Below are 14,642 nucleotides of genomic sequence, written 5' to 3'. Positions count from 1 at the left end.
ATGTTCGATACAGGCTATTTAGGAAAAACGATTGCCAACCCAGTAGGCAACACCAGAAACAATTGCAGTAACAAAGCTACCCCAAGCAATATCAATAAATGCCAGTCGCGTTGGAAAATCTCTAATCACAGCAAGATTGGTGAGGTCGTAAGTCATATAACAAAATAGTCCAAACAAAGCGCCATATTGCAGTGCATATATCAAAGACTGTTTTGATAGGGCTGGAATAACGACAAAAATAATGGCTCCCAATGCATAGATTAGGTAGAAGGCGAGCCCCGCAACGAGTTTGGGCTCAGTAGCCATCAGATCACCCATTTCATCTCGGTAAAGGCTTTTAGCGATGCCTAAGAGCCAAACTAAATCAATTACAAGCATGGTGATTAAAAATGAACTGTAGATGGCGAAATACTTGAGCAATTAAGTCTCCTTTGTTGGCCGTTACAGCCTAATAAGAATATGATAGAAAGTATAAATCAGTAGTTCAATTTAAAGGGAGTCAATATGTTTAAACATTTATTGGTGCCGGTTGATGGCTCAGATACCAGCAAAAAATCTTTGAAGAAAGTGGCGCAGCTTGCAAAAGCTGATGGCGCTGCTGTGACCTTAGTGTATGTCTCCGACTCTTTGCCGCCAATGGTGTATTCTGATAGTACTTTAGGCTATGGAATTACTCAAAAAGATCACCAGAAAGCCTGCGATGTATACGCAAAAGATGTCTTTAAAAAAGCTGCTACTGCTTTGGGCGTAGGCATCAAAGCAAAAACACTACATATCTCTAATTCCACTTTATCCGAAGGCATTTTGGATGGGGCTAAAAAATCAAAAGCAGATGTCATTGTGATGGCATCACATAAACGCACTGGCATAAAAGGCTTTTTGCTTGGTAGTGAGACACATGAGGTGATTGTGCATTCAAAATTGCCGGTATTGGTTCTCGGCTGATCAAGTAATTTTTCATTACTTAAAAAAATAGGGTCCATATGGACCCTATTTTTATTTCTAGGTCAGGGTTTTCTCCAAAGCCCTATCAATTCAATTTGATAGGGCTTCCTAGCAAAAGAATTTCTCTTGTGAGCTGACCGCTTTCATTGTTTCGCATAGACCATAAATCGAGCTGAGTCTTGATTGCGTATGGATCAACATAGATACCATTTTTTCTCAATTCAAAATGGAGATGTGGACCGGTTGATCTTCCAGTTGATCCAACATAGCCAATCTCCAAGCCGCGGCGCACTTCATTGCCTACTGCAAGCTCAACGTTATAGTTGCTGAGGTGTGCATAGTAGGTGTGATAGTTGCCGGGGTGCTCCAAAATAATGAGATTACCAAAGGCGCCGCTATAGCCAAGATGAGCAACTTTGCCATTCGCTACGCTAAAGACAGGGGTGCCGGTTGGGGCAGCATAATCAATGCCCATATGGGTGCGATAGTGCAGCAACAACAAACTCCCCTCTATCAAGAGCTGTCGCAATTTGGGCTAAACAAGTCTGAGTGGCCGATAAATCCAGTGAGTTATCACCAGTAGAAAGAATCCGCCAATAATGGAGCGGGCTTTCATAATGGCGACTAGACGGTTTGGCCGCTGTACTTTGCGCATCATCGAGCAAAATCATTGCGGCTGACCTATCTCTTCTATTTATTTCAGCAGGGTAGCTGATTCAATCGTCACTGTCTTAGAAGGAACGTCGGCCATTCTGCCCATGCGTGGGGCTGGAGCAACCATTGTCGGCACCTTGCGGATGGTATCAATGGTTTGTGTGCCAGAAATCACTTTGCCAAAAACGGTATAGCCATTGCCCATGGCATTGGGGAAGTCCAGTGCGACATTGTCATTGACGTTGATGAAGAATTGGGAAGTGGCAGAATCTGGATCAGATGTACGTGCCATCGCAATGGTGTAACGATTATTCCTTAAACCATTTTGCGCCTCTGAAACAACTGGGGAATTGGTCGACTTTTGATTGAGGTCTGGAGTAAAGCCACCACCTTGAATCATGAAGCCATCAATGACGCGATGAAAGATGGTGCCATTATAAAAACCACTCTTCACGTAGTTCAAAAAGTTGGCAGTAGTCTTCGGTGCCTTTACATCATCTAGCTCAACGACAAAGTTACCCAGAGTAGTTTTGAATTCAACCTGAGGGCCAGCAATAACTGCTTGGCTAGTAATACAAGCGGCAGCGAGGACTAGGCTGGTGAAAAGCTTACGCATAAAGACTCCTTGAATGAAATGAATAGAACCATTGTATTGTGCAAAGTATTAGGTAAGACCGTTGGGAACATTCCCAGCATAGGCATAGGAGGCTTCTTCGAACATCCCTGGCCTGGCAAGATAATCGAGTGCCCAATCGATGGTATCAAGACCCCAAAAGCAATGTTGATTGAGAATGAGGGTAGGCACCCCAAAGGCACCATCTGCTTTAGCTTGATTGGTATTCGCAACTAAGGCAGCTTTTACCTCAGGACTCTCAGGTTTTGCTGTATCCGGCGATAAACCGAGATAGACGCAAAACTCTGACCAAGAAAGATTGGGATCTTTACCTTCAATCCAAACATAATCAAAGGCACGCTCTACCATTGCCCAGTCGGCTTTTTCTTGCACTAGAAGACGTTGGGCTGCCACTGTCATGAAAGGGTGGTGCTCAGGAAAACGAAGGGGGATGCCTAATTTTTCTGCTTGCCATACGCAAAATTGATAGGTATGCGGCCTCTTGGCAGCCACTTCTCCCGGACCTACATTATCAGTGGACCTTAAAAGGCCGCCTAGAAGAACAGGCACTGGCTTGATATCAAGCTGTTTCAGACGCTGTCTTTGTTTCACATAAAGATAGGCGAAAGGCGAAATAATGTCGTAATACAAAGTGGCTGAAGTTTTCTCACTCATTTGCGCATTCCTATTTCTTTTGATGTTCAGCATCGAGTTTGCGTAAGAAAGCAATCTTTTCTTTAATTTGACTCTCCAGTCCACGCTCAACAGGTTCATACCAGTGGGGCTCTGGCATTCCCTCAGGCAAATAAGACTCACCAGCAGCATAGCCGTGTGGCTCATCATGGGCGTAGCGATACTCCTTGCCATGCCCAAGCTCTTTCATGAGTTTGGTTGGCGCATTGCGTAGATGGTTAGGTACAGCTTGAGATTGGTCCTGCGCAACATAAGCGCGTGCAGCATTAAACGCGTTGTAGCTAGCATTACTTTTTGAAGCTACTGCTAGATACACTACTGCTTGACCCAGAGCAAGCTCACCTTCAGGCGAGCCTAATCTTTCAAATGTCTGCGCAGCATCATTTGCCAATTGCATGGCCCTAGGATCGGCCAAACCAATATCTTCCCAAGCCATCCGAATAATGCGGCGCGCTAGGTAACGAGGATCTGCGCCGCCATCAAGCATCCGACAAAACCAATAGAGCGCTGCATCTGGGTCAGAGCCTCGTACTGATTTATGTAGCGCAGAAATCTGGTCATAAAACTGATCACCACCCTTATCAAAACGACGTGCTTGAGTAGTGAGAGCATTTTCAATAAAGACTTGGTCAACGACCTTAATGGGAGAGTTTGGCGTTAGAGCGGCATTTCGGATTTGTTCAAGCAGATTTAATAGACGACGAGCATCACCATCAGCATTCGAGATCAGGGTATTTATTGCGCTATCGTCAAATTGCACATCCGGCATGGCATGTTGATGTGCACGTTTAAATAGTTGCTTGAGCTCATCTGCAGTTAAGGACTTCAGAACGTAGACCTGGGCACGAGATAGAAGTGCTGAGTTCACTTCAAATGAGGGATTCTCAGTAGTGGCGCCAATAAAAGTAAATAAGCCCGATTCCACATGTGGTAGCAGAGCATCTTGCTGGCTCTTATTAAAGCGATGGATCTCATCGACAAATAAGATAGTTTGCTTGCCGTATTGCGCCATATTTTGCTGGGCTTTTTCAATGGCTTCACGTATCTCTTTGACTCCAGCCAATACTGCAGAGATTGCAATGAATTCACGATCAAAGGCTTTTGCTGAAAGACGAGCTAAAGTCGTTTTGCCAACACCCGGAGGTCCCCACAAAATCATGGAGTGTGGCTTGCCAGAAGCAAATGCTAGATTGAGTGGCTTACCTGGGGCTAATAAATGGGTTTGTCCAATAACTTCTTCAATGGTTTTCGGGCGCAATGCTTCCGCTAAGGGTGGCGGAGGAGTGCTATCGAAAAGACTACTCATTAAATCATGCTTGGATAAAGAGAATAACGATGGCAGCCCATGTCAAGCAAGCGGCAGCGATATAAGTTAAGCGATTACGAATCGTCATAAAAGCGCTCCTCGCAACTTCATCAGAAAAATAATATTGATAAGTGTTCTGATCAATATTGCGCTGAATAATTAAGGTGGATGCCATGATTAATAAGCCCACTGGAATGTAGATATGCAGTGCAAGCCAAGCGACAAGAGCAGGAATAACACCCCAAATCCAAGCATTACGATCAATCCAGCGATCACCACTAGGCGCCTTGCCTAAAGTATGTAGATTAGCGCCCCAATGTAAGGCTCCCATAAATGCAGTAATGACTGCGCCATAACCTGCCAGAGATTCTGCGCTTAAATAATTTAAGGGGGTTGGTGCTAATTGCACCATTAATGCAAGCCCAATAAAAGGAATCAGACCAGCGTAGGCTAGTTTTTGTAATAGAGGTGGAATTGGGTTCACGAGCGCTTCAGTATTGGAGGGATTAATTGATGGGGCTTATTGATCGTAGGTATAAACACCGCGACCGGTTTTGCGACCGAGGTAACCAGCCGCTACCATTTCGCGAAGGAGAGGGCACGGACGATATTTAGAGTCGCTGAAGTTTTCAAAATACACTTCCATGACTGCCAGGCAAGTATCCAAACCGATCAGATCAGCTAAAGCTAAAGGACCAATCGGTTGATTACAGCCTAACTTCATTCCAGCATCAATATCTTCAGGGCTAGCTAGTCCTTCTGACAATACAAAGAATGCCTCATTAATCATTGGTAACAAAATGCGGTTTACCACAAACCCTGGCGAATTTTTTACCGTGATCGGTTCTTTGCCGACACGCTTGGCCATGTCAATAATCGCGGCATGGGTTGCATCACTGGTTTGTAGGCCACGAATAACCTCTACCAAAGCCATGAGGGGCGGTGGATTGAAGAAGTGCATTCCGATAAACCGGCCTGGATTTGAGTCTAGCGCGGCTAACTTGGTAATAGACAGGGAGGAAGTATTAGTCGCAATGATGGTGTCTTTGCTCACGATCTCATCAACTTGCTTGAGAATTTTTTCTTTGACTGCCTGGTTTTCGGTAGCAGCTTCAATAACAAAACCCAAGCCTTTTAAATCAGCATAAGAGGTACTGCCTTTAATGCGCTTTAGCGCTGCTGCTTTTCCATCGGCAGTCAGTGTTTCTTTTTTAATAAGGCGATCTAGGCTTTTGCTGATCTGATCTAAGCCACGCTGCACAGCCGCTTCATTGATATCCACCATGACGACGTCTAGTCCGGCAACAGCGCAAACCTGCGCAATACCATTGCCCATCGTTCCTGCACCGATCACGCCAACTGATTCAATCTTCATTTCATTTCCTCTTTTGATACTGTGTTGAACCAAATAACTGCTCTCGAGCCTTGTCATTAGTCAAAGGCTTGCGGAATTCTGTGAGTACTTCGCAACCCCGTTTGACGGCGGGGCGCTCACCAATCATTTCGAACCAAGCCTTGAAATGGGGATAGTCATTGATCTCCATACCTTGATTTTTCCAATTGCGGGTCCAAGGGAAAATAGCGATATCTGCTATGGAGTAGCTTTTGCCGGCAATATAGGGATTATCTTTGAGTTGCTGATCGAGAACACCATATAAACGTTTGGCTTCATTGGTATAGCGATTAATTGCGTACTCAATTTTCTCAGGCGCATAGAGTCGGAAATGGTGGTTTTGCCCAAGCATCGGTCCTAAGCCACCCATTTGGAACATTAGCCATTGCAAAACTTCATACTTGGCGCGAGTTGTCTTAGGAAGAAATTTGCCAGTCTTACTAGCGAGATACAGCAAGATAGCGCCTGACTCAAAAATGCTGATGGGTTTTCCATCTGGTCCATTGGGGTCAACTAAAGCGGGAATCTTATTATTTGGGCTAATCTTTAAGAAGTCTTTAGCAAATTGATCGCCGGTACCAATGTTAATCGGAATAGCATTCCAATCCTTACCCAGGCGATAGCCGCATTCCTCGAGCATAACGTGGACTTTGTGGCCATTCGGTGTTGGCCAACTGTAGACATCGATCATATTGTTTGATTTCTTCATTGCTATAGGTCTCTCTATAAAGATTGTAGGCGTTGCAAGGCTGTCGCTAAAGTCTGCTCTTGCTTGGCAAAACAGAAACGGATCACGCCAGATTCAGTAGGGCGATCATAAAAAGCAGAAACGGGAATAGCTGCTACACCAATTTCAGTTGTAAGCCATTTACAAAAATCAGCTTCATTCAATTTAGCTTGTGGAATATTGAGCGCAGAGTAATCTGCGCACTGAAAGTAAGTGCCTGGTGTTGGCAGCAATTTAAAAGCAGTCTTCTCTAAACCAGCTCGGAAAAAATTACGCTTAGCTTGATAAAAGGCAGGCAGGTTAAGGTAATGCGATGCATCTGCTAGGTAAGAGGCAAGGCCATATTGCATAGGCGTATTGACAGTAAAGACATTGAATTGGTGAACTTTACGAAACTCTTTTGTCAAAGCTGGTGGCGCGGCGACGTAGCCGACCTTCCAGCCGGTGACATGATAGGTTTTGCCAAAGCTAGAAATGAGAAAACTTCTGGCAGCGAGTTCTGGGTGCGAAGCCACGCTATGATGCGCTGCACCCTCATAGACCATATGTTCATACACCTCATCACTCAAAATCAGGGTAGAGGTATTTTTCACTAACTGAGCTAGGCGATCTAAGTCTGCTTTCTGCCACACCATGCCAGTAGGATTATGTGGAGAGTTGATCATGAGTAGGCGTGTTTTGGAATTGATGGCTTTGGCTAAAGCGTCCCAAGGAATTTCATAGGAAGCGACTTGACCGTGTGCATCACGTCTTACCTCTAGCGATACGGCAATGGTTTTGCCGCCCGCTAATTCAATGGAAGGTCGGTAGCTATCGTAAGCAGGTTCAATGATCACGACTTCATCACCAGGACTAACGCAAGCCAGAATAGTCGTCAAAATTCCTTGGGTACCGCCTGCGGTGATGGTGATTTCTGATTCGGGATCATAGTAGTGACCATATAGATTTTTGATCTTCTGACTAATGCCATTACGTAGCTCTGTAATTCCAATCATGGGAGGGTATTGGTTTCGATCTGCGAGCATGGCGTCGTTCACGCTAGTGAGCAGTTTGCGATCGCATGGAAAGTCCGGAAAGCCTTGGCCTAGGTTAATAGCCCGATGCTCTGCTGCCAGCGCAGACATGATCGTAAATACGGTCGTTCCCACATTGGGAAGGCGGCTTGGAAAGGAGGGGGAGATCTCTTGTGCAGTCATTTAAGGCGGGGAAATCTAGTAGTCGCTAGAATGGTAAAAATTCATATACAAATTGTGCCATGCTGATCGTACTTTCTCCCGCTAAATCCTTAGATTACAAGACTCCAGTCAAGGTCAAAACCTCGACCTTGCCTGAATTTGTCTCAGAATCAGCCAAATTGATCGCCGATCTGAAAAAGCTATCCCCCCAGGATGTGGCTAAGTTGATGGGTTTATCTGATCAATTGGCCGCTTTAAATGTGGGTCGCTACCGCGATTGGACCAAGAAATTTACCGCAGAGAACAGCAAACCAGCCATCTATGCTTTTGATGGTGATGTCTATGATGGCTTTGACGTCAAAACCCTCAATGCTAAGGCCCTCGACTTTGCCCAGGACCATGTCCGGATTTTGTCTGGTCTTTATGGTGCTTTGAGACCCTTAGATTTGATGCAAGCCTACCGCCTAGAGATGGGCACCGCATTCAAGAATGCGAGAGGAAAAGATCTCTATTCTTTTTGGGGTAGTCGGGTCAGCGATTCACTGAGGCAGATATTAGAAAAGCAAAAAAAGCCTGTACTGCTGAATTTAGCTTCTGAAGAGTATTTCAAGGTCTTGCAGCCTAAAGACTTGGGTTGCCCCATTATTTCTCCGGTATTTCAGGATGGTAAAGACGGAAAATACAAAATTATTTCGTTTTATGCCAAACGGGCGCGCGGTTTAATGGCGCGTTATGTGGTTGAGAATCGCATTACTGATCCGGCAGACTTAAAGGGTTTCAATTTGGATGGTTACAAATATTTTGCGGCAGAATCTAAGCCTGATAAGCCGGTCTTTAGAAGGGCAGAGAAAAAATAATGGCTGTACATCGCACCAAGTCCTCGCAGCGGAGCTCTCCTGAGGTTGAGAAGCTTGTAGCGGATGCCATTTCTTTAGCCGCCTCTGGTAGTCAAATAGAGGATCGCTTTTGGGAAGAGCGCCTGAATGTTCGATTGATGCGCTTACTGAAAAGTCAAAACCAAAATGTGATTGATGCGGCCTTAGATCAAACCTTTCGCATTAATACCGTAGCCTTTGAAGTGCTTGCAGATTCTGCTGAAACCTTGGCAGAATCTCTCAAGATGGAGCACGAAGGACAAGAGTGGGACGTCCTCTTGTTGGCAATGCCCATTGTTGCGCATACCCGTTATCAAATTCCGTCTGGGCCATTGCAAACAAGTATAGTTGAAGCAATCGCACAAGCTTTGCATTCTGCTATCGCAGCGCCCGATACCCGTCTTGCCATTGTTCCTTGGCTCTATAGCATTGATCAGATGCCGCACTCCCACTGTCAAACGCGTATCTTGACTGAATCTTTGGCAAATGCAGCGATCTGCAATCAAGATGTGAAGTTAGAGTTGCGAGATATGTCTGAGACGATTGCGGTTTTGGCTGATCCGCGTTTTATTATTGCCGCCCTGAGCGCCCCGAGTGGCACCCCCATTTTCCGTTGGCAAGCCGAACCTCCGGCACGTCAAGAACGCGGAGTGAGCTTGATTGGCTGGCAAAACGCGATGCATGAGCCGATGGCCTCTTTGTTGCCAGGCTGCGAGTTCGAACTTCTTTTGCCAGAGTCTTATTTCACGAATTGCCGTTTGGCTGATAAGCATGTGCGCCCTTTAAGTATTCGTGCCGCAGTGAATTACTTAGAGAGCAGTTTGGGTATATTGCCTCCTGGCTTATCTTGTGTAGTCGGTGCATTTGGTGAAGAACAGGCCGATGAATATCGCATTTCCTTTAGCGCAAAAGGCTCTTCAGAGATCATGTATGGCGTGATCTGGCCTTTATATGACCGTGAGAGTGTCGCAAGCGATGCTTTAAATGATTTGTCGGATGATGAAAGTCCGATTAAGAAGATATGTGACGCATTGCATGATGCTGGTGTTGAAGACGTATTCCGCCATGCAATGCTCTTTGATCCAGAGCTCTGTGATGATTGTGGAGCGCCACTATTTCCGGATCGCTCAGGAGAGGCTGTACATGCTGAGATGCCAGACGATGCGCCATCACAGCAACCCTTATTTCATTAGAAACAACAAGCGTAACAACAAATAATAAAAAGCCGAGGATCTCTCGGCTTTTTTATTTGATTCAATGTGAGAAATTAATTCTGTACGAAGGGCTCCGCACCAGCAAACAAGTGCGGTAACTTGCCGGCTTTCATTTCTGCGGTTTGGCAGAAATCAGCCAGTCTGACGCCAGCTCTAATATTAAACAACATTGCTTTATTGCCCAACACTACAAGGTCGTGACCACTGTTTGTGTTTTTATAACGCAAGCTGCCTGGCAAGGAAGTTTGACGCTCTAAGTCATAAGTCTTAGATTCCCAAGTTAAGCGAATCTTCTCAAGAGTGCCAGAAGTTTTGAACTGCTTACTCTCGCTGCAAGACCATGTGAATACTTCTTCACTGGCGCTAACATTCGCAGCGGAAAAAATACTAGCAAGTACAACGCTCATGGTGAGAAGATTCTTTTTCATGGGTCAATTTTCCTTAGGAAAGTAAGTGCTTCACACCAGCCTGTTCTTCAAGCAATTCATTGAGGGTATGAGTCATGCGCTCACGGGAGAATTCATCAATCTCTAAACCTTCAATCATTTTGTATTCACCGTTTTCGCAAACTACCGGGAAACCATAAATCACTTCAGATGGTATACCGTATTCGCCCTTGGAAGCAATTCCCATAGTAACCCATTTGCCATTGGTGCCCAGGACCCAATCATGCATGTGATCGATAGCGGCATTTGCTGCAGAGGCTGCAGATGAGAGGCCGCGCGCCTCAATGATGGCAGCGCCACGTTTACCAACTGTTGGGATATGAACATCTTTATTCCAGGCTGCATCGTTAATCGTATCTTTAACTGACTTGCCATCAATGGTGGCAAAACGATAGTCTGGGTACATTGTTGGACTGTGGTTACCCCACACAACAAATTTTTCAATGTCTGCAACAGGTTTGTTTAACTTGCTTGCTAACTGCGAGAGCGCGCGATTGTGATCCAGACGTAACATTGCAGTGAAGTTCTTCGCAGGAATATCTGGAGCAGACTTCATGGCGATGTAAGCATTGGTATTTGCTGGATTGCCAACAACCAAAACCTTGACCGTTTTCTTGGCTACTGCATTCAAGGCTTTACCTTGAGCTGTGAAAATTTGCGCATTCGCGGAGAGTAAATCTTTGCGCTCCATGCCAGGACCGCGTGGACGAGCACCAACCAAAAGGGCCACATCGATATCTTTAAATGCGGTCATTGGGTCAGAGTGGGCTGTCATGCCAGCCAATAGTGGGAATGCACAGTCTTCCAATTCCATCATGACGCCCGCTAAGGCTTTTTGAGCTTTTTCGTCTGGAATTTCGAGCAATTGAAGAATAACGGGCTGATCTTTACCCAGCATATCGCCATTGGCGATGCGGAATAGAAGGGAATATCCGATTTGACCGGCTGCACCGGTTACAGCGACGCGCATTGGGGCTTTTGCCATTTACTTAGAACTCCAGGGAAGGTTAATTAATCAAAACTTTTCTATTATCCATTCAAGTGTATGGATTTTCGCTTTACACTATCAATGACGTCTTATATAAGACTAGAATTACCCTAAATTTTATCCAATTGATATGAACTGGAGTCGGTTTGTCAGAAGTAAATTTGCCTGTTGCCTCATTTAGTCCGCTTTACGAGCAGATTAAGGTGATGATTTTGGCTAGCCTGCAAGCCGCTGAATGGCTTCCGGGGGCTGTGATTCCTAGCGAAATGGAGTTGGCTGCGCGCTATGCAGTGAGCCAGGGTACCGTACGCAAGGCTATTGATGAGTTGGCAGCCCAAAATCTATTGGTCAGACGCCAAGGGAAGGGCACTTTTGTGGCCACCCACCAGGAGGATGACTGGCAATACCGTTTTTTACGCTTAGCACCAGACTCTGGCGAGAAATTTCTGCTGACTAGCCAATTTTTATCCTGCCTGAAGGCTAAAGCAAGCTCTCATATTGCCAATTTGCTTAAATTAAAGGCAGGTGACACCGTGATTCAAATTGATCGGGTCCAGAGCTTTGCGGGCAAACCCATTGTTTTTGAAGAGATTTGGCTTCCTGCAACCCGCTTTAAGGACCTCGATCTCGATGCTCTGAATGCCTGGCATGGTCCGGTATACGCCCTATACGAGAGCCAATTCGCAACGCATATGGTGCGAGCGGAGGAAAAGATAAAAGCGATATCAGCTGATGGGGTCTTAGCGGGCCATCTCCAAATAGCGGCTGGATCGCCCCTACTTTCTGTAGAGCGGGTGGCCTTTACCTACGGGAATAAACCAGTAGAAATTCGGCACGCTAGGTATGACACTTCTGAGCAGCATTATGAGAATAAATTGAACTAAAGAGATCCGTTAAAACCCCCCTTTATCGCTTTTAAACACTAAAAATCCTCACCACCATTAAGGTTTCCAATAGAATATGTTGCGACACAACAAAAATACATTACACCTTTACATACGCATAGAGATTACCCATGGTTGATGCACAGCAAGATGTAAAAAAAATGAGACCAGTTTATCGAAACATTGGTCTTGCTCAGCTGGTTAAATATCGCCTTCCTTGGGCAGGTAAAGTTTCCATCCTTCACCGCATTAGCGGGGCAGCCTTGTTTCTCTTATTGCCATTCATTCTGTATCTATTCGATCAGAGCCTAGCCTCTGAATTAAGCTACCAAAAATTCCAAGCCTTCACTGGCAACATCCTTGTAAAAATCATTTGCCTTGGCTTGATCTGGTCGTTCTTGCACCACTTCTGTGCTGGTATCCGCTACCTCTTGCTCGATTTAGAGATCGGTGTCGAAAAGTCTGAAGCCAATCGCTCAGCGATCATCGTTCTTTTACTTGGCTTGGCTTTAACAGCAGTAGTCGGCCTTAAATTATTTGGTTTTTACTAAGCATTTCTATATTCAGGATATTTCATGCCCATTTATCAAATTGGACCAAAACGATTAGTTGTAGGCGCTCATTACGGCCTTAAGGAGTGGATCATCCAGCGCGTAACAGCGATTGTGATGGTGGTCTTTACGATTGTTTTATTAGTCGACTATTGCATTACTGGTAGCGCAACTTATGAAGGCTGGTCTGCCTTGTTTGCTAATCAGTTCATGAAGCTCCTGACCTTTTTGGCTTTGTTCAGTTTGTTCTATCACGCCTGGATTGGTGTACGTGATATCTGGATGGATTACATCAAGCCCGTCAGCATTCGTTTAACGCTGCAAGTGTTGACCGTGCTTTATCTCGTGGCTTGTGCAGCCTATGCGGTACAAATTTTGTGGAAAGTGTAATTCGATGACTGCGATTCAAAAACCATTGCCCCGCCGCCGTTTTGATGCGGTGATTATTGGTGCGGGTGGCTCAGGTATGCGTGCTTCATTACAGCTTGCAGAAGCTGGCCTCAATGTTGCTGTGCTAACAAAAGTATTTCCAACGCGTTCACATACCGTTGCTGCGCAAGGCGGTATCGGTGCCTCACTGGGCAATATGAGTGAAGATAATTGGCACTATCATTTTTACGACACGATTAAAGGCTCTGACTGGTTGGGTGATCAAGACGTCATCGAGTTTATGTGTCGTGAAGCGCCCAAAGCAGTTTATGAGCTTGAGCATTACGGTATGCCATTTGATCGCAACCCTGACGGCACGATTTATCAGCGCCCATTTGGTGGCCACACTGCAAACTATGGTGAGAAGCCTGTTCAGCGTGCTTGTGCCGCTGCTGACCGAACTGGTCATGCGATGCTTCACACTTTGTATCAACGTAACGTACGCGCTAAAACAAACTTCTTTGTTGAATGGTTAGCGCTGGATTTGATTCGTGATGACGCGGGTGATGTTGTTGGTGTTACTGCCCTTGAAATGGAAACGGGCCAGGTGTATATCCTTGAGGCAAAGGTTATCTTGATGGCGACTGGTGGTGCTGGGCGTATTTGGGATGCATCAACTAACGCATTTATTAATACCGGTGATGGCATGGGTCTTGCAGCTCGCGCAGGGATTCCATTGGAAGACATGGAGTTCTGGCAATTTCACCCAACTGGCGTAGCTGGTGCAGGCGTATTGTTGACTGAAGGTTGTCGTGGTGAGGGCGCTATTTTGCGCAATAAAGATGGCGAGCGTTTCATGGAACGCTATGCACCAACCTATAAAGACCTGGCGCCAAGGGATTTCATTTCTCGCTGCATGGATCAAGAAATTAAAGAAGGACGCGGATGCGGCCCTAATGGTGACTATGTAGTACTGGACCTGACACACATTGGTGCTGAGACGATTATGAAGCGCCTGCCTTCTGTATATGAAATCGGGATTAACTTTGCAAACGTTGACGTAACCAAAGAGCCTATTCCCGTTGTACCAACCATTCACTATCAAATGGGTGGTATTCCAACGAATATCAATGGTCAAGTCGTTGTACCAGCGAATGGCAAGCACAACGAAGTCATTCATGGTCTGTATGCCATCGGTGAGTGCTCATGCGTTTCTGTGCATGGGGCAAACCGCTTAGGCACAAACTCATTGCTTGACCTTTTAGTATTCGGCCGTGCAGCTGGCAATCACATTGTTGGATTAAATCTGAAGAATCAAGAGTTCAAACCATTGCCTGTCAATGCTGGCGAGCAAACAATGGCCCGTATTGCTGCTTTGGATAACTCTACTTCTGGTGAGTATGCGCAAGATGTTGCAAACGACATCCGCAAAACCATGCAGAAATATGCGGGTGTATTCCGCAATCAAGAGTTAATGGATGAAGGTGTTCGTCAAATGGCTAAGTTGACCGAGCGCGCTAAGCATCTCTGGGTAAAAGATAAATCAGCAATTTTCAATACCGCCCGCATTGAGGCTTTAGAAGTGGCCAACTTGGTTGAGACTGCCAATGCAACAATGATTTCAGCAGCAGCTCGTAAAGAAAGTCGTGGCGCCCATTCGCACGATGATCACCAGCATCGAGATGATGACAATTGGATGAAGCATACGCTTTGGTATAGCGAGGGCAATCGTTTGGATTACAAGCCGGTTCAGTTAAAGCCATTAACCGTTGATTCAGTGCCTCCAAAAGAACGTACTTTTTAAGTAAA

General features: G+C 45.6%; 19 protein-coding genes. 7 read left to right on the top strand and 12 right to left on the bottom strand.

Annotated features, from left to right (window positions below; genetic code table 11):
- Positions 1-18: 18 nt before the first annotated feature.
- Positions 19-420, bottom strand: a complete 402-nt coding sequence (locus CBI31_RS04255) for a DUF2177 family protein (RefSeq protein WP_088525178.1) — start codon at positions 418-420, stop codon at positions 19-21.
- A gap of 84 nt (positions 421-504) precedes the next feature.
- Between CBI31_RS04255 and CBI31_RS04250 the strand changes: the two genes are divergently transcribed.
- Positions 505-945 carry a universal stress protein gene (locus CBI31_RS04250; RefSeq protein ID WP_088525177.1) on the top strand — a complete coding sequence of 147 codons (441 nt, stop codon included), beginning with the start codon at positions 505-507 and terminating at the stop codon, positions 943-945.
- A gap of 85 nt (positions 946-1,030) precedes the next feature.
- Here the strand turns inward: CBI31_RS04250 and CBI31_RS04245 are convergent, their stop codons facing one another.
- The 9 genes from CBI31_RS04245 to CBI31_RS04210 are packed head-to-tail and all read right to left on the bottom strand — an operon-like array spanning position 1,031 to position 7,527.
- Positions 1,031-1,441, bottom strand: a complete 411-nt coding sequence (locus CBI31_RS04245; protein ID WP_240553727.1) for a M23 family metallopeptidase — start codon at positions 1,439-1,441, stop codon at positions 1,031-1,033.
- Positions 1,410-1,616, bottom strand: coding sequence for a hypothetical protein (locus CBI31_RS10275; RefSeq protein ID WP_133062485.1), 207 nt, complete (start codon positions 1,614-1,616; stop codon positions 1,410-1,412). The genes CBI31_RS04245 and CBI31_RS10275 overlap by 32 nt, the downstream gene beginning before the upstream one ends.
- A gap of 23 nt (positions 1,617-1,639) precedes the next feature.
- Positions 1,640-2,215, bottom strand: coding sequence for a peptidylprolyl isomerase (locus tag CBI31_RS04240; protein ID WP_088525176.1), 576 nt, complete (start codon positions 2,213-2,215; stop codon positions 1,640-1,642).
- Between the two features lie 48 nt (positions 2,216-2,263).
- Entirely contained in the window at positions 2,264-2,887 is a 624-nt protein-coding gene (locus CBI31_RS04235) for a 2-hydroxychromene-2-carboxylate isomerase (RefSeq protein ID WP_088525175.1), read from the bottom strand.
- Between the two features lie 10 nt (positions 2,888-2,897).
- Entirely contained in the window at positions 2,898-4,211 is a 1,314-nt protein-coding gene (locus tag CBI31_RS04230) for a replication-associated recombination protein A (RefSeq protein WP_088525174.1), read from the bottom strand.
- 4 nt (positions 4,212-4,215) lie between these two features.
- A complete protein-coding gene (locus CBI31_RS04225; protein WP_088525173.1) occupies positions 4,216-4,695 on the bottom strand; it encodes a DUF3429 domain-containing protein in 480 nt (159 codons plus the stop codon).
- 36 nt (positions 4,696-4,731) lie between these two features.
- The gene (locus CBI31_RS04220; RefSeq protein ID WP_088525172.1) at positions 4,732-5,586 is read right to left on the bottom strand and encodes a 3-hydroxybutyryl-CoA dehydrogenase; all 855 of its coding nucleotides are present in this window, start codon (positions 5,584-5,586) and stop codon (positions 4,732-4,734) included.
- A 1-nt stretch (position 5,587) separates the two neighbouring features.
- On the bottom strand, positions 5,588-6,295 hold the full coding sequence (locus CBI31_RS04215) for a glutathione binding-like protein (RefSeq protein WP_088525854.1): 708 nt from the start codon (positions 6,293-6,295) through the stop codon (positions 5,588-5,590).
- Positions 6,296-6,327: 32 nt separating this feature from the next.
- The gene (locus tag CBI31_RS04210; RefSeq protein WP_088525171.1) at positions 6,328-7,527 is read right to left on the bottom strand and encodes a pyridoxal phosphate-dependent aminotransferase; all 1,200 of its coding nucleotides are present in this window, start codon (positions 7,525-7,527) and stop codon (positions 6,328-6,330) included.
- A 59-nt stretch (positions 7,528-7,586) separates the two neighbouring features.
- Between CBI31_RS04210 and yaaA the strand changes: the two genes are divergently transcribed.
- Together yaaA and CBI31_RS04200 are read left to right on the top strand one after the other, a co-directional pair.
- Complete coding sequence (yaaA, locus tag CBI31_RS04205; RefSeq protein ID WP_088525170.1) at positions 7,587-8,363, top strand: peroxide stress protein YaaA; 777 nt, start codon at positions 7,587-7,589, stop codon at positions 8,361-8,363.
- The gene (locus tag CBI31_RS04200; protein ID WP_088525169.1) at positions 8,363-9,574 is read left to right on the top strand and encodes a DUF2863 family protein; all 1,212 of its coding nucleotides are present in this window, start codon (positions 8,363-8,365) and stop codon (positions 9,572-9,574) included. Before yaaA ends, CBI31_RS04200 begins: the two co-directional genes overlap by 1 nt.
- Before the next feature lie 74 nt (positions 9,575-9,648).
- Here the strand turns inward: CBI31_RS04200 and CBI31_RS04195 are convergent, their stop codons facing one another.
- Both CBI31_RS04195 and CBI31_RS04190 read right to left on the bottom strand, forming a co-directional pair.
- Entirely contained in the window at positions 9,649-10,023 is a 375-nt protein-coding gene (locus CBI31_RS04195; protein ID WP_088525168.1) for a hypothetical protein, read from the bottom strand.
- Between the two features lie 13 nt (positions 10,024-10,036).
- On the bottom strand, positions 10,037-11,026 hold the full coding sequence (locus CBI31_RS04190; protein WP_088525167.1) for a malate dehydrogenase: 990 nt from the start codon (positions 11,024-11,026) through the stop codon (positions 10,037-10,039).
- A gap of 149 nt (positions 11,027-11,175) precedes the next feature.
- Here CBI31_RS04190 and CBI31_RS04185 point away from each other — a divergent pair, with 149 nt between their 5' ends.
- The 4 genes from CBI31_RS04185 to sdhA all read left to right on the top strand — a co-directional run bounded on the left by CBI31_RS04185 (position 11,176) and on the right by sdhA (position 14,637).
- Entirely contained in the window at positions 11,176-11,913 is a 738-nt protein-coding gene (locus CBI31_RS04185; RefSeq protein ID WP_088525166.1) for a GntR family transcriptional regulator, read from the top strand.
- A 131-nt stretch (positions 11,914-12,044) separates the two neighbouring features.
- On the top strand, positions 12,045-12,464 hold the full coding sequence (sdhC, locus tag CBI31_RS04180) for a succinate dehydrogenase, cytochrome b556 subunit (RefSeq protein ID WP_088525165.1): 420 nt from the start codon (positions 12,045-12,047) through the stop codon (positions 12,462-12,464).
- Between the two features lie 24 nt (positions 12,465-12,488).
- A complete protein-coding gene (gene sdhD / locus CBI31_RS04175; protein ID WP_088525164.1) occupies positions 12,489-12,854 on the top strand; it encodes a succinate dehydrogenase, hydrophobic membrane anchor protein in 366 nt (121 codons plus the stop codon).
- Between the two features lie 4 nt (positions 12,855-12,858).
- A complete protein-coding gene (gene sdhA, locus CBI31_RS04170; protein WP_088525163.1) occupies positions 12,859-14,637 on the top strand; it encodes a succinate dehydrogenase flavoprotein subunit in 1,779 nt (592 codons plus the stop codon).
- The last annotated feature ends 5 nt before the right edge of the window (positions 14,638-14,642 follow it).

The sequence above is a fragment of the Polynucleobacter campilacus genome, from assembly GCF_002206625.1.
Lineage (GTDB): Bacteria > Pseudomonadota > Gammaproteobacteria > Burkholderiales > Burkholderiaceae > Polynucleobacter > Polynucleobacter campilacus.
Note: the sequence above shows the minus strand (reverse complement) of the source record. Positions and strands in the feature narration are given on the sequence as shown.